20 protein-coding genes are annotated in these 19,649 nt (G+C 42.6%); all 20 read left to right on the forward strand.

The window, feature by feature from the left end:
* The first annotated feature begins 559 nt into the window (after window positions 1-559).
* The 20 genes from KK083_RS04775 to KK083_RS04865 all read left to right on the forward strand — a co-directional run bounded on the left by KK083_RS04775 (window position 560) and on the right by KK083_RS04865 (window position 19,589).
* Window positions 560-2,452 (forward strand): tetratricopeptide repeat protein, encoded by a 1,893-nt coding sequence (locus KK083_RS04775; RefSeq protein ID WP_254161224.1) that lies wholly within the window; start codon window positions 560-562, stop codon window positions 2,450-2,452.
* On the forward strand, window positions 2,452-3,168 hold the full coding sequence (locus tag KK083_RS04780) for a LytR/AlgR family response regulator transcription factor (RefSeq protein ID WP_254161226.1): 717 nt from the start codon (window positions 2,452-2,454) through the stop codon (window positions 3,166-3,168). Before KK083_RS04775 ends, KK083_RS04780 begins: the two co-directional genes overlap by 1 nt.
* A gap of 85 nt (window positions 3,169-3,253) precedes the next feature.
* A complete protein-coding gene (locus KK083_RS04785) occupies window positions 3,254-4,372 on the forward strand; it encodes a toll/interleukin-1 receptor domain-containing protein (RefSeq protein ID WP_254161228.1) in 1,119 nt (372 codons plus the stop codon).
* A gap of 646 nt (window positions 4,373-5,018) precedes the next feature.
* Window positions 5,019-5,360, forward strand: coding sequence for a hypothetical protein (locus tag KK083_RS04790; RefSeq protein ID WP_254161230.1), 342 nt, complete (start codon window positions 5,019-5,021; stop codon window positions 5,358-5,360).
* Window positions 5,361-5,418: 58 nt separating this feature from the next.
* Window positions 5,419-5,739: a DUF3892 domain-containing protein gene (locus KK083_RS04795; RefSeq protein ID WP_254161232.1), complete on the forward strand. Its 321-nt coding sequence runs from the start codon at window positions 5,419-5,421 to the stop codon at window positions 5,737-5,739.
* Between the two features lie 6 nt (window positions 5,740-5,745).
* Complete coding sequence (locus KK083_RS04800) at window positions 5,746-6,189, forward strand: hypothetical protein (protein WP_254161234.1); 444 nt, start codon at window positions 5,746-5,748, stop codon at window positions 6,187-6,189.
* Between the two features lie 17 nt (window positions 6,190-6,206).
* Window positions 6,207-7,232 carry a hypothetical protein gene (locus KK083_RS04805; RefSeq protein ID WP_254161236.1) on the forward strand — a complete coding sequence of 342 codons (1,026 nt, stop codon included), beginning with the start codon at window positions 6,207-6,209 and terminating at the stop codon, window positions 7,230-7,232.
* A 5-nt stretch (window positions 7,233-7,237) separates the two neighbouring features.
* Window positions 7,238-8,590 carry a DUF4236 domain-containing protein gene (locus KK083_RS04810; protein WP_254161238.1) on the forward strand — a complete coding sequence of 451 codons (1,353 nt, stop codon included), beginning with the start codon at window positions 7,238-7,240 and terminating at the stop codon, window positions 8,588-8,590.
* A 12-nt stretch (window positions 8,591-8,602) separates the two neighbouring features.
* Window positions 8,603-10,630, forward strand: coding sequence for a phospholipase D-like domain-containing protein (locus tag KK083_RS04815; protein ID WP_254161240.1), 2,028 nt, complete (start codon window positions 8,603-8,605; stop codon window positions 10,628-10,630).
* Window positions 10,631-10,635: 5 nt separating this feature from the next.
* Window positions 10,636-11,637, forward strand: a complete 1,002-nt coding sequence (locus tag KK083_RS04820; RefSeq protein WP_254161242.1) for a hypothetical protein — start codon at window positions 10,636-10,638, stop codon at window positions 11,635-11,637.
* Window positions 11,638-11,828: 191 nt separating this feature from the next.
* On the forward strand, window positions 11,829-12,260 hold the full coding sequence (locus KK083_RS04825; RefSeq protein ID WP_254161244.1) for a hypothetical protein: 432 nt from the start codon (window positions 11,829-11,831) through the stop codon (window positions 12,258-12,260).
* A 531-nt stretch (window positions 12,261-12,791) separates the two neighbouring features.
* Window positions 12,792-12,920, forward strand: coding sequence for a hypothetical protein (locus tag KK083_RS32455; RefSeq protein WP_262899449.1), 129 nt, complete (start codon window positions 12,792-12,794; stop codon window positions 12,918-12,920).
* Between the two features lie 247 nt (window positions 12,921-13,167).
* The gene (locus tag KK083_RS04830; RefSeq protein WP_254161246.1) at window positions 13,168-13,878 is read left to right on the forward strand and encodes an ATP-grasp domain-containing protein; all 711 of its coding nucleotides are present in this window, start codon (window positions 13,168-13,170) and stop codon (window positions 13,876-13,878) included.
* Between the two features lie 39 nt (window positions 13,879-13,917).
* Window positions 13,918-14,217 carry a hypothetical protein gene (locus KK083_RS04835; RefSeq protein WP_254161248.1) on the forward strand — a complete coding sequence of 100 codons (300 nt, stop codon included), beginning with the start codon at window positions 13,918-13,920 and terminating at the stop codon, window positions 14,215-14,217.
* Between the two features lie 15 nt (window positions 14,218-14,232).
* A complete protein-coding gene (locus KK083_RS04840) occupies window positions 14,233-14,691 on the forward strand; it encodes a hypothetical protein (RefSeq protein WP_254161250.1) in 459 nt (152 codons plus the stop codon).
* Between the two features lie 97 nt (window positions 14,692-14,788).
* The gene (locus KK083_RS04845) at window positions 14,789-15,232 is read left to right on the forward strand and encodes a hypothetical protein (protein WP_254161252.1); all 444 of its coding nucleotides are present in this window, start codon (window positions 14,789-14,791) and stop codon (window positions 15,230-15,232) included.
* Between the two features lie 138 nt (window positions 15,233-15,370).
* Entirely contained in the window at window positions 15,371-15,868 is a 498-nt protein-coding gene (locus KK083_RS04850; protein WP_254161254.1) for a hypothetical protein, read from the forward strand.
* Between the two features lie 124 nt (window positions 15,869-15,992).
* Entirely contained in the window at window positions 15,993-16,511 is a 519-nt protein-coding gene (locus tag KK083_RS04855; RefSeq protein WP_254161255.1) for a TPM domain-containing protein, read from the forward strand.
* Between the two features lie 745 nt (window positions 16,512-17,256).
* Window positions 17,257-17,997 carry a DUF4262 domain-containing protein gene (locus KK083_RS04860; RefSeq protein WP_254161256.1) on the forward strand — a complete coding sequence of 247 codons (741 nt, stop codon included), beginning with the start codon at window positions 17,257-17,259 and terminating at the stop codon, window positions 17,995-17,997.
* A 149-nt stretch (window positions 17,998-18,146) separates the two neighbouring features.
* Window positions 18,147-19,589: an ABC transporter permease gene (locus KK083_RS04865; RefSeq protein WP_254161257.1), complete on the forward strand. Its 1,443-nt coding sequence runs from the start codon at window positions 18,147-18,149 to the stop codon at window positions 19,587-19,589.
* Window positions 19,590-19,649 lie beyond the last annotated feature (60 nt).

The following is a 19,649-nucleotide window of genomic DNA, read 5'->3' on the forward strand; positions in this document are numbered from 1 at the left end:
TTTGGGAAAGTTTCGGCATCGATCTCCTACCGGTTGTGCTGCATCTTTGAACCATCAATTGATAATCGATCGATCAACAGTCTGAGTGGTGGCGATTCATGAAAGCGCTTTCATGGGTAGCGCAATTGTGGATCGTACCATTAGACACCCCACCCATGATCTGAAGTCACAGGCTTCTGCATGAACAAGCAAAACTCCACTTGCTGGTCCAGGACCCGCATGGAAAAGTGCTGCCCTCACAGTCATGCCTGGACAATGTTTCACAACTAAACTTTTAAAAACAATGAAAAAAATATTGAGATATACTTTCATTATGCTTTTAGGCCTTGCCGCCTTCAGCTGTTCAGAAGAGCCGATTCTCAGAGACGACGGCGACGAGGATGACGATCCCATAGACATTCCGCCTCCGCCGCCGCCTCCACCTGGCCCGGGGGGTAACACTGTGCCCTTGGATTCCTTGAAAATCTAGCGTTTTTAACGGTGAAGCTATACCAGACTTCACCGTTTTCATTTTTTTTATTAAATTCAATCGACCCTCCCACCCTATACCCCTCATACGATGAAATTTGTCTGCTGGCTTCTGCTAACTGTTGGCTTGCCTGCTTATTGCCATGCCCAACAGACATTGGATATGTTGAAAACAAAGTTGGACAGTTCAACATTGGCGGGCGACCCCGCAAGCACGGCTTACTACCAATACCTCATAGGATACCATTTCTCGCAGCAAAAAAAATACGACAGCGCGCTATACTATTACCATCAGGCCATCAGTGCAAAAGACGCTCTGAAAGAAGATGTTAAAGCGCGTGTCTTTAACGGGCTGGGAGTGGTATACAGTAAAACCAGCTTGCTCGACAGCAGTATTCGCTTCTATGATAAAGCGTTAAAAAGCTTCATGCTTATTAATGATACAATCAATGCGGCAAACGTAGAGGCCAACCTCTGCATTATTTACAAGGATCTCGGATTATATGAAAAAGCACTCGAAGCCGGTTTTAGCCAATTATCAAAGCTTGACAAGCAAAAGCCAAATAGAGCCCTTGCTTCTTGCTACACTACAATTGCCGTTGTCTTTCTAAAGAACAAGGACTACCAGGACGCACTGGAATATCACCGCATGGCATTGGCCGTAAGAAAGCAAATTGACTATCAGAAAGGTGTGGCCCAATCATATAATAATATTGGGGAGACTTTCCTTGAGATGCAATTGTATGACAGTGCATTGGCGAATCTCTATAGATCGCTAAAGATAAAACGAAACAATGACGGCAAAGATGATGTAGCCAGCACGTTAAGCAATATTGGTGACGCCCTACTTTCTCTAAACAGGCCGGAGGCGGCTGAACCCTATCTTATAGAGTCACTAGCCATAAAAAAAGAGTTCGATGACAGAACGGGGCAAGTCATCACACTGAACAGTCTTGCCAGGTTAAAATTATCGGCGCAAGACCTTAAACAAGCGGAACGCTACCTGGATGAGGCCGAGACGTTGGTACGAAAGACTGGCGCCCTCGATCGCTTACGCCAGACTCTGGAGCTGAAGATAACACTATATAAGGCTAAGGGTGACAATACAAAGGTTCTTCGTTACGCAGATGAGCTTTTTGTCATTAAGGACAGCCTTCTCTCCGTCGAAAAGATGGAAAGCCTGCTGGAAATGCAGCTTGCTTATGAAACAGAAAAAAAGGAACAACAGATCACTTTATTAGAGCAACGGGAAAAAGTGAACCAGGCAGAGATCGAAGCCAGAGAAATACTCATTTCAGCGCTTGTGATCGGTCTTATCTTGCTAGTGATCATTGCGCTGCTGGTCTATAAGAACTTTCTCACCGCAAAAAAGGGAAAAAGAAGCGTTGAAATGCTTCTCAAGGAATTGCACCATCGTGTAAAAAACAATCTCCAGATCCTCTCTAGCGTATTGAGCCTTCAATCACAATACCTCACTGACGAAAACGCCATCCATGCCGTAAAAAGCAACGAGGGCCGGGTACAAGCGATGGCATTGATCCACCGCCGCCTCTACAATGAAAATGAGAACCGCAACATCAGCATCAAAGAGTATGTTACAGAACTGGTAGAATCCCTTGTGGATTCTTATGGTTTCCATGAGAAGAATCTGAAACTGAACCTGAATATTCAGGACATCCAGGTAGACGTAGACAAGGCCATTCCGCTTGGGCTCATCCTGAATGAGCTTGTGAGCAATGCCTTCAAATACGCCTACGCTAACCAAAACCACCCCGAACTTCTGGTAAGCCTCAATTGCGAGAGCAGCGCGGAGATGCGGATCATGATCCAAGACAACGGTGATGGCATCGTGATCTCCGAGCAAGGCCGAGAAAGTAAGTTCGGCACAAAGATGGTCGATACTCTGATCAAAGACCTGAAAGGAAAATATTCGATTGAAGCGGAATCCGGAACAACTTATACCCTAAACATACCACTGGCATAATGGAAAAGATAAATGTGCTCATCGTCGAAGACGCCGGCCTAGTGGCCGAGGATATCGCCAATAAGCTGAAGAAACACAACATGGACGTTGCCGCCATCTGCAACAGTGGCGAAGATGCAATCCAATCACTGGAAGAACGAATGCCTGACGTCATCCTGATGGACATTCAACTGTCAGGTGCGTTGGACGGGATCTCTACCGCACACATGATCCATGAAAAGAACGATATCCCTATTGTCTATCTATCCGACTACGAAGATAATGACAAAGTAAACCGGGCGATCAAGACCTCGCCACAAACTTACCTGAGCAAGCCTTTCCGTGAAGGTGACCTTATCAGAACTATACAAATCGCCTTCAACAATTGGCGTGACCGGCACACAACAAAGCCCGCGGCTGTATTAAAAGACCATTTCTTTATTAAAGATGGAGACAAACACGTAAAGGTATCGTATCATGATATTGTTTACCTGGAGGCGGGGCGTGCGTATTGCCGGATCGTAACCGAAACAAAAACCTATACACAATCCAACAATATGGGCAAGATCCTTGACCAGATCAGTCACAAGGATTTTATCAGGGTTCATCGCTCTTACGTGATCAACACCAACAAGATTACTGAGATAGAAGGCAATATCATCAGGCTTGGAAAGCATCACGTAGAAATGAGCAAGGGTATGCGTGATAAGCTTATCGATAAGCTCAAATTCATTTAGCGCAGGAAAGTATTTTAGGTTCTTCGGAAAATAAGGTGGTGTTACGATCACTTGTAGCATTTATTGCCGGCCAAAGCTTATACCTATGTGGCCATCCCGATACAAATACGATGTCTTTATTTCTCATGCAGTAGAGGACAGACCCATCAGCGCAGAATTGTGTGCAAGGCTCGAAAATGCCGGCTTCAACATCTGGTATTCAGGGAAAGAGCTCAAACCAGGAGACAGCCTTGAGGCGACCATTCAAAAAAACATGGCACGTTCACGTTACGGCGTGGCCATTCTTACGCCAACATATCTGCAAAAGCACTGGACGATGAAGGAGTTCAACACCCTGCAATCGCGCGAAAGCATCAAAAAGGTGAAAGTCATCCTGCCAGTGCTACATGAAACGTCTATCGAATCACTCAAACAAAAAGACATCATTATCGCAGACAAATGGGCTATTTATTATGAAAAAGGAATCGATCACGTTGTTCAGGCACTGAGAGAAGAAATAGAAATAAGGTCTTTTACAGAATGGGTTCGCAAAAACGCATACGCATTAAGATTCTGGGGGATACTTCTTGTGTCGCTGGTGGCTTTGTATTTCGTATTACGCCTCATACCTGCTCCACCCTCAACAAGGCTCATCGAGACGAGTATCCTGCAAAGACAAAAGAATCTCGAGGACAAGATCTTGCACGATCATGCATTAATGCTCCAATCGCTGAATGCGCAGGCCGTTTCTCTTAATGACATCAGGGATGACCACGTCCGGTTTACGAATTTCCGATCTTATTTCAGAAACGAATACGAGTTCAATAATGGGTTCGCCACTATCAGGTTCAAAAAAAACGTGGGCCCGGCATTGAACCTCGACCTGGAATCTGCCGGCCCCTACAACGCCTATACTTTGGCCAAACCTTCGATCTTCCTGGCCAACCGCAGCAGCAATAACAAAACTGAAAATACAACCTATCTATTTGTTAATACTTTGCCGGCCACCTACAGGATCAGCGGTACTGATCTGCTCGACGATGGGGCCTTTGTAGTTCATGTTTCCTGGGCAGAGAACCTGCGCCATGTCACAGTCAACCTCTCTTACCCGGTAGAGCGGAGTGCACCCAAGAAAACCAAAGTAACGTTCGCGGGTTTTGCCCCAGAAGAGAAGTATACTTTTCTGAAAATTGGCAACACCTGGGAGCTGAAGTCAGTGGAATAGCACAACCGGGAAAGGATCATATATTGTTCGGAAAGAAAAAACGACTACCGGGAAAATAAACTTTCAATAGCCTCTCTAAAAGATTTCACTTGGAGAAAAATTCTCCTCCATGAAATTACTTTTCAACCACGGCCATCGCCTCTGGCTTATCGCACTCCTTCTCGTCATGCTACAGGCATGCGGATACAGCCAAACCGTTCGCCAGGATACTGTATGCATTACCCGCACGGGCGAAAAATATCACCGGTGTTCATGCCGGTATCTGCGTCTAAGCAGTTTTGAGATAAGCTTGAATGAGGCCACCAAACGTGGTTACACGGCATGCAGCGTATGCCGTCCCGGAGCGACGAAAGAACACGAAGAGCCAGCCAGTTCCGCAGGCGTTGAAAGGGCACCAACCCAAGCACCTTCACAAAATACTGTCCGTCAAACACAGCAAAAGACAACAGGCTCTAGGCAATGTGCAGCATACACCAAATCCGGATCCCGCTGCAAACGTATAACCACCAGCGTAAGCGGAAGATGCTGGCAACATGAATAAAGGATACATAAGAGGAAATCCATACCAGCATCCCGGAAACATTCCACCTCCATCCGGAAAATAGATTATAAGAACAATCCCGACGTCACTTAATTGTCTGCGTATATGAGATACTCCACAATAAAAACATTCTTCTGTCTATTCCTGATCGCCACGGCTTTCCAGGAGTGCGGCAAAGATAGCGATGCCGGCGCCTGCCCCGATGCGAAGTGCGCCAACTACAGCACTCAGGCCGCAGCGCAAGCAGCGTACAACGCAGATCCGGAGTGTATGGATGCCCTCGATAATGATAACGACAAAATAGCGTGCGAGGAATTATCAGCAGGAGGTAGTGGAGGTACGAACTGCCCCACAACGTCAAACTGCGGTTGCTCCGGGAAAAATAAAGATCAATGCGGAGGCGCCTGCTGCAAGTGGGTTGTTGGTACAGGATGTCGGTGCAAATAACACATATGAACATAACCGTCTGCATTTCAATGAAGCCACGTTACAAACATCGGGTATTATGGCGAAGCACAAGATATCGGGTGTATGGAAGGATGAAAATAATGTGATCACCCACTATGCCCTTCATGCAGAAAATGAAAACGTCACATTAAAAGCTTCCAAAATTTCAAAAGAAAATGCAATCAGTCTTTTGGAAACAAGTGAAAATTCGGCTGTTACCCTCATATGGAACTACTCCCGGGCTGGCTGGGATGTTGGCGAAAGTGTGCAGGTCGTTAATGGCGCCAATGGAAAATTTTTAAGGTCGAATCCGGGTAACAGTTTAACCGATGACCTGGGGCACCTCGTTGACTTTGATTGGATTGATCAAAATCTGTAACCTGATATGAAAAAAGTAGCTCTACTCCTATCAACTATAATACTCTTCGCTTGCGGACCTAGCGAAAAAGAGAAAGCCCTACAAGCCGCACGTGAAAAAGCAAAACAGGACTCGTTGATCAAAGCCGTGCAGCTTACCACGCAAAGGCTTTTCGAACGAAAGTTGCTGCTTCAAGATTCCATTAGTGTAATCACGGCCCAGTTAGACGGCATGAAGAACAGGGCCATGGTCATTCGTGCCGACCTTGAAGCTGCGAAAGACAAACTCGAAATGATCAAACAACCTCAATTTCTTCGAACTCCATCCGAGAGGGAAGCTCAAATCCGAAGTCAGAACATCAGAATCTCTATGCTGGAAAACGAAATCATCGAACTGCAGGCAACAGCGCAGCAGGCGATGGCTTTGCGCGACGATTTGCAACGATCTCTGAACGCTTTAAAGAATCAATAATCACTTCAACCAGTGCCATGAGCAAGATTACTTTAACATCTGTTTTTTCCATGCTACAGCTGCTCGCTGTCGGCCAGACGCCATTAGATGTAGCGGAATCGACAATAAAAGTGGGGGCACTCAGTGAAGAAGTGTTCTACTATGGTTTTGCCGCAGGAGACGAGCTCATCTTCAACTTTGAAGAAGTGAAAGGGAAAGAACTGAAGGAACTGGAGATTATAGAACTACCAGGTACTTCGAAATTCATGGATTACAAAGCCAAAAGAATAAGCAACAAAATACTCCATATCAATCGGACGGGCATATACAAATTCCGTTTTGCAAACTCAGCGCTAGTAGGCCGGATTTGCAGATTCAGACTTCAGAGAATTCCCACCCACGATAGCACGAAAAACTTTAACACAAGTGTTTACTGGAAGACCATCCACGACACCACCTACATCCCCTTTGAGGAAAGATACTTAGCGAAAAGTGACACCATCGCAACAACTATGGAGCAGCTTGCTAAAGTATCGTCGCAAAACGCGCTTAATGGAAATCGGAACAATAATGTTGTTGAATATGAATTACCTCCCGGAACTACAAGTTGGAGCTACTACATAGGCGTTGGAAATGCCGGGAAGGCAGAGTATGAGCGAGCAAAAAATAAGTTCGTCAATACGGCGGCAGCCCAATTGGCCACTATCTCAGGTTATGGAGCTATGGCGGCCCTGGCACTACACGGCATCAATACGTTTGTGAGCCTGCAGGGCGGGGCGGACAACGTCAAGTACTGGTTTATTTCAGATTGGAACAACGTGCTTGCCTTTAAAGCCGGAAACCAGTTTATGCAATACAAACAGGGCGATGTTGTTAACGACGCCGCGCAAATGAAAAATCCATTGACCGGTAAAATCTATCTCGGATTGTTAAATGACAATATTCTTCAGGCCATTGATGTACATGTGCGCATTACGGCCATCCAGGTAAACCAAATATGGAGCACACGGACCGTAAATAAAGTGCAGGTGAGTTCAAGGCAAGTTGCCTTTTTGGCTAATTGAGATTTATGGGGTGGTCATTTAGAAAATATGCGAAGCTCGGACCATTCAGGTTAAATTTTTCAAAATCGGGCATTAGCGCATCTTTTGGTATTAAAGGACTGCGAATAAGCGCCGGCAGAAGAGGTACGTTTGTAAGCCTCGGTTCCAATGGAATCTATTACCGGCAAAAAATTTCAAACAAAGGCACTTACAACAGAGTTCAAAACATTCGTCCGCCAGATGACCTGGTTGAATCCGATTTACAGCCTCACACCATAACCACAGCAGACCTTGACAACGTAACAGACGTCGACTCTCAAGCATTCATCAATGAACTTGAATCAAAGGCGAAAAAGAGGCCTTTATTTAAGATACTCGGTCTTTGGCCATCAATCATACTCATAGCTTATTCCTTTATCAACTCTAGGGAGCAAGCAAAAGTTGATGACCAATACAAGGAGGTATTTCAAATAACAAAGAAAAGTGTCCTTATTAGAGATCTTCCATCAAAGCAGGGTGCCATTCTCTACAAAGCGCGGCAAGGTCATATACTTGAAGTTGCAGGCAAGGATACATTGGGATGGCAGAAAGTCTACTTGACTGATAGCAAAGTAAACTTCGGCTATGTCAGAGGCAATTTAGGCAAGCTAAGGAAGCAACTCAAAAAAAGAGGATATATATCAAGTACTATACGCAAAGAGTTTTTGATCGATAATATCATCCTTTTCATAGGATTAACTATGTGGTGCGTGGCTCTTTATAAAAATGATCTAAGAAGGAAGACGCTTGAGATCTACTATTCGGTTGATCGTGAAATTGAAGCCTTACACAAAAAATTCTTGGAATTCTTTCGAGAGTTCGCTGACTCTGACAAGGTTTGGCAAAAGCTTCACAAAAGAAATGTTCATGACACTAAATATCATGCGGGCGCATTGCAACTTGTTTCCAGGGCACCAGTGCTCGGTGTTTATCTAAGCAAAAACCCTTTACCACATTTCAAAACGAATATCTCAATACCCGCGATAATCCTCAGAAACACCGAAATATATTTTTTTCCAGAACGGATAATACTCAAACGCGAACATGAATTCGGTACAGTACCTTATAAAAACCTAAAAATTACAAAATCAGATGTCAGATTCATAGAACAAGAAATAGTTCCTGCGGATGCCACGATCGTAGATCATACTTGGAAATACCTGAACAAGAACGGGGATCCAGATATGCGTTTCAACTATAATCCAAGAATACCTATATGTCGGTATACAGACTATGAATTCGAATCTGATAGCGGCTTAAACGAAGTGATAACAACGTCCAAAAGGAATGGAATGGATAAGTTCACGGAGTTCATCAAAGTGATAGGAGTATCAACTTAAACTGAGTCAACAATGAATCAATCAGCTGTAAACGGAACGGAAGTTTTTCACCAAGAACTAATTTCGGACAACCAACAAATATTTGAGCGCATTCTGCAAAGCATAAATAATGCCCAACAAGAAATACTAGTCGCAACCTCTTGGTTCACTGATGACTTGTTGTTTAATGCACTCTCCCGAAAATGTAGCGACGGAGTAAAAGTAGATTTAATTTTAGGTGACAATCAAGAAAATGACAAGCTGTTCTTTCAAGAACTAACTGATAAAGGAGCGGACGTTCTAAAAATTAGAAATGTTGGGTACGGTATAATGCACCAAAAATTCTGCATTATCGATCGCCATTTAGCTTTACACGGATCATACAATTGGTCTGTAAACGCAAGAAAAAATAACCATGAAAGCATTATTGCGACTACTCATAAAGCCACTGTAGATAGCCTGGTTAAAACCTTCTTTGAGATAAAGGAACGATCAATAGAAGTATTAAATGGAGGTTCGCCTTCAGTTCCCTCAACTATTGCAGAGAATGATAATAAAAAACAAGAACCGACTAACGTTATTCGAAAAGAATTGGACATAGTTAATGAGTTCACGCGAGTGTTAGATTCGATGATTGCAGCAGAGGTAAGTAATTTTGACCGGAATTTATTAAGAAAACAGGGTTACGAACGTGCCAAATCAAATAACGGAGACGCTCAAGTATTAGGGAAGGCGTATGATACTGTCTACTCCGTTTTTATAAATGAAATTAACGTTGTTGAAGACAAGAAAAAGCGATTGCTAACTAAAATTGAAGAACAAAAAAACCGTAGCCTTCAAGCCATTAATGAAACTACAGACTTAGAAATAAGCACCATTAATCTCGAGCAAGACAATATGCAATCCGGTCTATCAAACAAGATATTGAGACTTAAGTCAGACGTTTCCGTCCAAGACAATGAAATCAACAAAATAAAAACCGTTCAGATTCCTGCCATTGAAGATAAGAATGAAAGACTACTTCAAGAAATAAGTCAGTTAGAACAGAATCACATTTCACCTGCATGGAAATTACATGAAATCGTGCCGATCAGCTTCTTAAATTTCTTCTTATTCATGTATTTGGTATTATTCTATTCGTCGGCTGCCTACATTCTTCTTTTCGGGGAGGCGGACGCTAAACAAGCAAGGATGAACGGAATTCAAATTCCTCCTCCTGAGGTTTTTGATCCGGAAGCAATTTCAAAAGTGATAGAAAAGGGTTCGATGGCGACTTTGTATGTATTTCTCTTTGTAGTGTTACCCGTATCCTTCGCGGTGATAAGAATCAGCAGAAATAAAGTCATCTCCTATATAATAAGTGCCTTTCTGGGTGTTCTTTTATTGGATACTTTTTTAGCATATAAGGTTGCTAAATCTGTACATGAAATTGCCTATTTGACAGGAAAAACTGACGATGCGTGGTCGCTCAATATGATCTTGTACGATCCAAATTTCTATTTGGTTTTCATCTTAGGGGCAATGGGTCTTATCTTATTCAAAGTTGCATATACTGGACTTATTGAGATCCTTGATGAAAGAAGCCCCGATGAGAACTCAAGGAAGAAAAGAGTCGCAATTAAGTTGACGAGGGATGAAATCAGTTCCAACATTCAAAAAATCCTAGAGCTGAATACTGAAATCAGCACCATGAATAACAAAAATATCTCTCTTAAAACAGAAATTGCTGCTTGTGAAAAAGAATTGGAAGTGTTACCAACTAAGAAAGCAAAGCTGGTTGAAAATAAAAGGGCCGAACAAGCAATAAAAGTACATGGCATAGAGTCATCATCCGTTATTTACAAGAGCCACGTTGAGAACGACGATGTGCCGGTTTCCATTCACTCAATGAAGGATAGGATCAACATATTCCTGGAGGGATGGACCGATTGGCTTTATGGACATTTTGCAGTAACTCTTGCAGAAGAGAAATGTGCCCAAGCTGTAGATGCCGCAAACAGTTGGCTGGACGAAAAAATGAAACAAAACAATATTGACAAAAGAATTGTCACATCTAACTAGTGTGTATGCTTAAACCCCTTCGCCTTTTCTGGATACTGACCTTGGTCGGCTGTATAACAAAAGCTTCAAACGAGCATTCAGCCCAATCGACACCAGACACAACGGGTATCGAACATTTCAATATCATAATTGCCCCGGACCTTTCAAATCGACAGAATTATAAGCTCTATCCAAGGCCATTGAAGGATGGAGATATTATAAGCACGCTTATGGAGAAATTTCCTGCAATTTTAAATCATCGAAGGCAAGAAAATCAACAAGACAAGTTATCGATAGCCTTTATTAATAAGAATTGGACAGAATCAGCTCAAATAAACGAAGAGCAATTGATAATAGACTTTAGTCGATTTGAAAATCAGAAGAAACGAATAGACTATTTAAAAGGTCGCAGTAAAGAGAAATTTGAGACAGACACCGCGCGATTTATGGCTGAATACCGCAAGATTGACAAGTTAGCGAGGAATGGAACATCCGGGTCAGACATCTGGTCTTTTCTCAACTCAGGCGTTGATGATACAATGATAAAGACGGAAACGAAGGTGGAGACGTTCTTGGGAAAGATGTATAAAAATAGTTTCAGGAACATCCTGATTATACTTACTGATGGTTATATCGAAGCAGACATGTATGGAAAAGATGCCTGCCTTTCTACTAACCCTCGTCAATGTTATTATTTAAGTACGTCACGCATAAAGCAGTTCCGGAATGCTCACAAATATTCTGCCGCCTCTAGCATTGACGAATTTTTCAAAACCAGCGGCTGGGGTATAGCGAAAGCAAATAATGACCTTTTAAAGGATACTGAAGTGCTCATTTTGGAAATTTATGATCGATCACTGACCAGCGGAGGAACTGCTACTGTGCACCCCTCTGACTCGGAAATAATAAGACTATTTTGGTCTGACTGGTTAAGGAAATCTGGCGTAACGAGATTTGATATTCGGCCTGTAGCTGATACGAAGACTGAAATAGCCGAAGTTGTACTTAAATTCCTGGGTATTGAGTAGTGGTCTCAGGTTCGTTTCTAACGAATCCCACCGCAATATCGCAATGGTCTAGCTATTACTTTTTGTTCTTCGTCTCCCCATCAATATGCGCAAGTCAAATTTCGGCAAGAAATTAGGTCCGTTAGGAAAGGAACTTTCGCTTTAATGTACGCGGCTGTTATGTTGTGTTCATAAACCAAAAACGTATCCATATGAAACCGAATACCTTGTTTATGAAACTGCTCGTCACCCTATACCTAACAGCAAGTTCATTAACCGCCTTTTCGCAGATAGAAGTTACTGCTACACGGAAAACGCATTTATTGAAGAAAATGAACCAAGCAACATTCAATGACAGTCTTGTGATTCAGGCCGGTGAAAAGTTTTCGGTGTTTGAGCATTATGACAATGGGTATTATAAGGTAAGCTATAATCATTCCGACTATTACGTTTATTATCCGTACTTCAACGAAATAGATTTGCTAGATTCCAAAGCAAAACCAATATCATTACCTGCACATAACAGCACCCATAAACAAACGCATAGCGGTAACTCTTCAAAAACCATTCGTACTGGGCCAAGAGGTGGCCAATACTACATAAATAGCAATGGTAAAAAGACTTACATCAAAAGAAGGAAATAATGCCTTGTCATTGCATCAAGGAATGATTGCTTGTTTTTTTTAATTTTTACCAAATACCGCTTGTAATCCTACCTCAATAGCTCTCCTAGGGTGACTATTCCGGTCAGTTGAAGGAATAAGCCATGAGACTAAGGGTATAAACGGGAAAAGTGAGGGTGTAAATGTCGCAGTTGAGGGCACATTTCCAACCTCATGAAGCGATACGTAGAAGAACCTGGAAACGATTCTCTTTCAAGACCAATCCCGGCCCACGGTCGCCGGCATGGGGAAAACATACGGATACAGGCAAAAAGTGTAGAACGCTATACCAAGCCTTGAATATCCACACATAGGTTGCTCCGATATCCTCTAAACCCCATTACGTTTTCATTATCAACTTGAGCCAGATTTCTATTGTTCATTTTTTTGCTTCGTTCAATAAACGTGAACAATGGATTTTTGTGAACATCCTACTGATTTCCAAATTCGGTTGCCATTGCCCGGAAATTTTCAATTACTTTCAAGGACAGGAAAAACAAAGAGTTAAGGATAGTGTTTAAAAGCTACTTCGGTGCAAAAAGCCACTACAATCAGATCTACGCCGAAGTAGTTGACTTCATCTGGCAATCCTATCACCAGGATATTGTGAACAAGCACCTCGACAAGGTATTACAACCGTGAAGAATTAATTGTACAAGGGATCAAAATAGATCACAATGGAATCGAATTGCCAAATATCAAAAAGCACCTTTCATGGAGTGATGTATGCATTAAAGAATACTATAGGTATTTTGCAATCTATCATAAGGACGATCCACGAATTCATTTTAGAGTGAGCTACAATGAATACGAAACAGAAACACTATGGAGCATCCTTAAAACCATATTAAAGGAAAAGAATCGATTAGTGTGAATTCCAATTAGCCAGATGAGTAAAATTAAAGGGCTGCTCCTGATTCCTTCCAAGCCCGACCCTGAAAGAGATGCGATCGCTTCGACCTGGATAGAACAGGGAGGTCAGGTACAACGTGTTGAACAATTCTGGATTAAACCGGAAACCGGAAACAGCAGCGTAGCAATTTATGGAAATGAAACATTCAGTCAGGTATTGGCCCAGGTATTAGGAAAAAGGCTTGTAACCGTAAAAGATGAATTAATTACACAGCTAGAGCACAAATGGACAAAGAGAGCGATAACCTTGATGTCGATTGACCAGGTCCGGCATATAGTGTTTCCGAAATTCATTAAATCGGTAATGCCGAAAATGATCCCTTCTAAAGTATACCATACCGAAGAAGAATTTGTCACGGCTATAAAAGGAGTAAAGCCAAATGACCAGGTAATCGTATCGGATATTATTAGCATTTCTAAAGAAGCTCGGTCATTTGTATTGCACAGAACAGTTTGTGACATTGCGTATTATGAAGGCAATGGAGACCTGGAAGATGGAAAGCAATTTGCAGCTGAGTTCCTAACGAACTATACGGAAGCGCTACCGGCAACGTTAGTACTGGATATAGGATATAATACCAATGATGGCTGGTTTATTGTCGAATTCAACTCATGCTGGGGTGCGGGCTTAAATTCATGTGATCCGGCAAAAGTAGTAGAATGTATTGAGGCAGCTACGATAAATTAATTGCGAGTTCCACGATATATACTTGACAAAACGTGTCGAATGAAGCTCTTCAATTTCATTAAAAAAAGATCAAAAACGCCAGCGCAGATACTTCGGCATCTTGCGGTGCACATACCAACCTCCTATACCGCTCACCATCAATTTAAAAATTATCTTGAGTTCTTAGAGCACCGTGAGTGGGAGCTCGCTCTTGACAGTTTAATTGAACTAGCCGATGAGACACCGGGGTATGCTTTTTCCGATACATTTTGGCTTGGTCTTGCTGAGGCAGCGGATAAAATGAATCTGGATAAAACACGCGAGTACTGCAAAAGTAAATCCACAGGAACAACGTTATGATTAATTATCACTTAAATGACCGCTGAGGAATTGAGAACTATCGCTGAAGCGCACGTCGCCGGATTGAACGGAAGCTCGCCTCCCCATGCGCAAATTAAGTTCGGCATTGGTGAAATGACTGAGTTTTTGACGTGCTATTATTTTGATTTCCGGTTGCTGGATGCAAATGACCAGGAATACAAGGAGCCACCTGTTGCGGGTGCGCCAGGCTTCATTGTTTCCAAGAACGACAAGCAAGCCAAAACTATTTCTCTTGGAGACTTAGGAGCTTTGAAAAGGCGGGAAGTGGAGCTTACTGAAATATATCAGATGTTGGCCGATGTTAAGGAAAGGAACACCTCGCTTATGAAACTGAAGAGCAAGTATGATTTAACTTCAAAGCAATTGCTATGTGTTAAACGTCTCCTCGATGACCATGAAATTGACAGAAACAGCTCCGAAGAACTAATTACAGAAATCCTAAAGGATATTTAAAGTACAATAGTATATAAAAACCTATTTATTGCATAGCAAGAAAATTGTCGGCCAAGCCCATACTGGGACATAAAGCCGATTTAAGTAATTTGGTACCATGACAGGAGAATTTGAATTAAGGGTTGACTTTACCAGAAACATCCCATTTATACTTGATAGCGTGTTTGAAATTGGTTTGGGTTTATTTTTAATTTCCAAGCCTTCCGTAAGCATGACACTCCTTGTGATAGGATGGGGATTTGTGATCTTTGGAATCATTCAATTAATCCGAAAAATCAAAATATTCACCCTCACGGAAGGTGAGTTGATCATTAAACACCCTCTTTTCCCTTTTCCAATAGGTGAAGAAAGATTCAAAATTTCAACCATAAAAGAAGTTAAATTCATAAGGGTTAAAGGTAGGTTTGGCGGGCGGCATCTGACAATATTGTCGTCTGAGAAAAGTGAAAGTTATAGAATTGAAGCATCGAATGATCGAATTGATGAGTTCGAGGCAAAGTTAAAATCACTGGGAATTGTTACTGTTAGGGACGGGATGTAGATTCCACTCTTAGATCACCAGATTCCATGGCGCATAATCCAATTTTGACAATGACTATATAAATCCTTGAGACTTGTTTAATGCTTGAACAAGCAATTATTCAGATTTTGAACTAACCAGGTTTAATAGCAAAAGAATATGACTTTAGATGATCCAATATGGAAAGACCTCGAAGGAGGTTATAGGACTGAATATGACGCCTCTGTGCCGTTGAAATGGCTTGAAAATTCAATCACTATCGAACAAACACAGGAAATTTTCGAAGAGCTCTGGGATGAATTGCATCATCAGGGCGATGTCGGATTAGCCTCTTATCTGGCAGTGCCGCAGCTTATTCGGATTGCGAAAAAGAAAGGATTATTTGAGTGGAATATATTGGGCCTTTGTGCGCTGATAGAACAGCAGCGGCATTTAGGAAACAACCCAGCATTGCCAGATCAATACAAGCAATACTATACCAACGGCTTATCTGAATTAAGGGGTTATATAAGTGCAAACATTAATAAAGAAACTGATGACACAATCTTTCGAATGGCATGCGCCGCACTTGCCACATGTTCGGGCCGAATCAAACTAGGCAAAGCGATTATGGAGCTAGAGGAAGATGTGATGGATGAATTTCTTGAACAATTTTAACATAAACGCGAGAATGGATTTAGATAAAATATCCCGGCATCATCAGATTTAATCCTTATTAGATAGATGACTAAAAATAAACGTTGCTGCTGATTATTGGCGCTGTTATAAAATCACCCTTTGAATGGATTTTATGCATAAAGTATTGTCATTGATCTTTTTATTGGCTTGCGTTTCGTGTGAGACAAAACAACCCGTTGATCGTGATCTTACCTTAGAAAGCAGAATTATAGACAATGCCAACATCCTGACAAGGAATGAAAAAGACAGCATATTTAGTCTTATCAAGAAACTTGATTTACAAATCGGATCGCAAATTGCCATCATCACCATTGATAGCCTTTACGGTGAAAAAATTGAAGCATTCTCTATAGACATGGCCGATTCCTTACGACTTGGCGGCCCTATCTATAACGATGGCATACTGATCACGATAGCGTTTAAAGATCGCATGGCAAGAATTGAAGTCGGCACGGGATTAGAAAATATCATCAAAGACGAAATAGCAGCCGAAATCATTCGAGAGGAGCTAGCACCGAAGTTCCGGGAAAAAAATTATGGTCAAGGGCTATTTCTGGTTGTTGAAAAAATCTCCGGATTAATCCGTGACAACAGCCAGCGCATTGGGCAAAAACCGGAATAAGTGATATGGCTTTATGTCGTTATAGATGAATAATAGAAGGCTCCAAGTAACCTATTTCTAAATGAGATACTTCACGATATTAATACTACTCATCAACTACGGACAATGTTTGTCACAGACGAAATACAGCGAGACACTCTCGTTACGGCTTGACCAGATAAGAAGGTCGGAGTTTTACGACAATAAGGTTGTTGTTAAGATCGACAGCATTGAATATAACGACCTCGACTACCCATACTGGAAACCAGCAGAAACATATTATCGAGATGACATGGCCAGGTATAAATATCGCCTTTACAGGGTACTTACCGATAGCACAAGAGGACACAGACCAGACACTTGTGTTACTGATTGGGCCTTGAGCCGGCGGCCTCATCCCTATTTGTACCTTCGGGATACTGTCACGTTAAGTGAGCTAAGAGAACTGATGTTGGACCCGCATCCGTACGTTCGATCCTATGCATTTGGAGCGCTTTCATTTCGTAAGACTGAGAACCTATTTCCTTTAATCGTTGACAATTTAAAAGACTCAACGCAAATACTCGAATACTCCGGTGACGCGGGATTGAACGCTTACCCCGCTGATCTTATGATCGAATATGAGATTGATCACCTTAGTGAACGTGAAAAGAAAGAACTTAAGAAGTTGATACGATCAAAATACAAATACTTAACCAGGGGATTGGCTGTGTTAAATAGGAAATAACTTATTCACAGGAAAAGACACAATCTGAAGTATACTATCATGACAGCAAAAGATCACAATTGCCGCAACGACGAACAAACAAATTCCCACATTGAAAAATATGGCCTTTCGATCATTGCAATTGAGGCAACTGACTATCTCCCTTCCTTTGCCTATAGCATTGGACTTTGGAAAAAATACAAACATCCGGAAATAATCTCATTCGGCTTTACAATCCAGACACTTCATGGCATCATCAATGCCGCGGCAGACATTATCAAGGCCGGAGAAAGTCTTGAAACTGAAAGGGACTACGATAGCATCTTTGAAAAGGGAATGGCGCGATTTGTTAAAGTCGATCCATCCAACATTGGCGACTATTTCGGATATGCAATTGACTTTTATGGCACCACGGAGTTTCCTGCTTTACAATTAGTGTGGCCAGACCGAAACGATAGATATCCCTGGGAAAAAGACTTTGAAGAAGAATTCATTTACAAACAACCCCTGCTCGATAGAAATGCCGACTTCAAGTTCAGGGAGCTCAGGAACCTCGCAACCTTTACAACTCGTCAATGGCTTGAATTAAAGAAACCGATACTGAGAGTGGTCCATGACCATGATGGTGACTGGCAATTTCTTACGGGCGATCAAATGCCGGAGGATATAAAAATCGTGGCACTGGAACAGTTGGTCTTACGCGACAAAACGCTTAACGATGTTTTCAGCCTTGGCTATGGAGAAGCGGCCGAGAGAGATTTTGTAGGTGCGAAATGGACACTCAGCAAAGTTGATCCTTGAGCTTAAAGATGAGCGTATTCTTTCGAAGATCTAACGTGAGTTTGAGGGGCACTACATTACAGTAAGCAACAACGTCGTTGAAAATGCGTTAACAGGGGTCCTGTAACCTTTATCGGCAACGCCGGTAGACAGCTTATAACCTGGGCTGTATGATTAAAAACTACTTTAAAATCGGGTTTCGGAACCTGGTTCATAACAAGCTTTATGCCGCTGTTAATATTGGAGGGCTTGCTGTCGGCATAGGCTGCTTCACTATTATAATGTTATTCGTGCAGCACGAGCTCTCGTATGACAGATTCTATTCCCACGCCGGACGCATCTACCGCGTTTATCAAAAGCAAACAGGCAATACGTTTCTTGGATCGGAGTTCTTTGCAGTTACGCCGACGCGGCTAGGCGGTGTACTGGAAGAGGAATGTCCCGAAGTAGAGGTCGCCACGACGTTAAAAGATCAGCACGCCCTGCTCGGCCATGACAACAACCATTACTGGCAATACGGCCTTGCGGCCGATGACCAGTTCTTTAAGATATTCAAGCCTGAATTTATCAGGGGCGGGTCACAGAATGTGTTCGGCCATGCCAGGAGCATTGTTCTTACCGCATCGCTGGCAGAAAAGATCTTTGGCGATGAAAATGCTGTTGGGAAGCTCATAACTTATCAGAACAATAACACATATACCGTAACTGGAGTAGTAAATGATCCACCGTTTAATTCATCTTTTCAGTATACATATATCGTAGACATACGTTCTATCGATGCTTATGCCAAAGACCTTGGTCGCACTACCTGGCGTGGCAATAACGCGCAAACATTTCTGCTTCTCAAGCCTAACGCCACCGTTGCTGCGCTCGAACAAAAGTTTGCGGGCATCATCAAGAAATACCGTGACCCCGAAGCGTATGCTAATTATCCTTTTCAAGATCAATACTTTCTGGAACGCATCGAAGATCTGCACCTGCACGCTGGCATCAACTTTGACATGGGCACAAAAGGCAACCGGCAATACATACATTTGTTTTCCTGGGTGGCAGTCATTGTGCTGGTACTTGCCTGTGTGAATTATATGAGTCTTGCGGTAGCCAGGTCCGCCCGGCGTGTACGGGAAATTGGCATACGCAAAGTAGTCGGTGCGCAACGCAGCCAGATCATTGCACAATTTCTCGGCGAATCGGTACTTATTACTTTCTTTGCCATGGCGCTTGGGCTTATTCTTGCAGCGCTTCTCCTACCGACCGTCGGTCATTGGATGGATCGGCCCATTACACTAAACTTCACTCAAAACGCCTGGCTATTACCTGCGCTTCTTGCTTTGCTCGTAGCGGTAGGTTTGTTCTCCGGAAGTTATCCATCGCTCTTCCTGTCGTCTTTACGGCCGATAATTGTGCTCAAGGGTAAAACGGGAGGAACCTCTGCCTTACCCTTGCAGCGTATACTTATTGTAGCACAGTATACTGTATCCATTACGCTCGTCATCGGCAGCCTGGTTATCCATCACCAGCTCCAGTATATGAATAAGAAGGACCTTGGTTACGATCGCAAGAATATCATCACGATCCAGCTTTTGGATCGCTCTGTTACTATTCCAGCATGATTGACCCCCTAATCCAGCAAGCTGACCCCTCTGTGTGAAGGGATTGTTTCTGTAAAGCAA

The sequence above is a fragment of the Chryseosolibacter histidinae genome (assembly GCF_018598225.1).
Lineage (GTDB): Bacteria > Bacteroidota > Bacteroidia > Cytophagales > Cyclobacteriaceae > Chryseosolibacter > Chryseosolibacter histidini.

Coding starts and splice junctions, on each gene's coding strand:
- KK083_RS04860 (WP_254161256.1), top strand. CDS start 17,257: ATGACAGCAAAAGATCACAATTGCCGCAACGACGAACAAACAAATTCC.
- KK083_RS04820 (WP_254161242.1), top strand. CDS start 10,636: ATGCTTAAACCCCTTCGCCTTTTCTGGATACTGACCTTGGTCGGCTGT.
- KK083_RS04835 (WP_254161248.1), top strand. CDS start 13,918: ATGAAGCTCTTCAATTTCATTAAAAAAAGATCAAAAACGCCAGCGCAG.
- KK083_RS04855 (WP_254161255.1), top strand. CDS start 15,993: ATGGATTTTATGCATAAAGTATTGTCATTGATCTTTTTATTGGCTTGC.
- KK083_RS04865 (WP_254161257.1), top strand. CDS start 18,147: ATGATTAAAAACTACTTTAAAATCGGGTTTCGGAACCTGGTTCATAAC.
- KK083_RS04780 (WP_254161226.1), top strand. CDS start 2,452: ATGGAAAAGATAAATGTGCTCATCGTCGAAGACGCCGGCCTAGTGGCC.
- KK083_RS04805 (WP_254161236.1), top strand. CDS start 6,207: ATGAGCAAGATTACTTTAACATCTGTTTTTTCCATGCTACAGCTGCTC.
- KK083_RS04825 (WP_254161244.1), top strand. CDS start 11,829: ATGAAACCGAATACCTTGTTTATGAAACTGCTCGTCACCCTATACCTA.
- KK083_RS04815 (WP_254161240.1), top strand. CDS start 8,603: ATGAATCAATCAGCTGTAAACGGAACGGAAGTTTTTCACCAAGAACTA.
- KK083_RS04800 (WP_254161234.1), top strand. CDS start 5,746: ATGAAAAAAGTAGCTCTACTCCTATCAACTATAATACTCTTCGCTTGC.
- KK083_RS04785 (WP_254161228.1), top strand. CDS start 3,254: ATGTGGCCATCCCGATACAAATACGATGTCTTTATTTCTCATGCAGTA.
- KK083_RS04790 (WP_254161230.1), top strand. CDS start 5,019: ATGAGATACTCCACAATAAAAACATTCTTCTGTCTATTCCTGATCGCC.
- KK083_RS04840 (WP_254161250.1), top strand. CDS start 14,233: ATGACCGCTGAGGAATTGAGAACTATCGCTGAAGCGCACGTCGCCGGA.
- KK083_RS04795 (WP_254161232.1), top strand. CDS start 5,419: ATGGCGAAGCACAAGATATCGGGTGTATGGAAGGATGAAAATAATGTG.
- KK083_RS04850 (WP_254161254.1), top strand. CDS start 15,371: ATGACTTTAGATGATCCAATATGGAAAGACCTCGAAGGAGGTTATAGG.
- KK083_RS04830 (WP_254161246.1), top strand. CDS start 13,168: ATGAGTAAAATTAAAGGGCTGCTCCTGATTCCTTCCAAGCCCGACCCT.
- KK083_RS04775 (WP_254161224.1), top strand. CDS start 560: ATGAAATTTGTCTGCTGGCTTCTGCTAACTGTTGGCTTGCCTGCTTAT.
- KK083_RS04810 (WP_254161238.1), top strand. CDS start 7,238: ATGGGGTGGTCATTTAGAAAATATGCGAAGCTCGGACCATTCAGGTTA.
- KK083_RS04845 (WP_254161252.1), top strand. CDS start 14,789: ATGACAGGAGAATTTGAATTAAGGGTTGACTTTACCAGAAACATCCCA.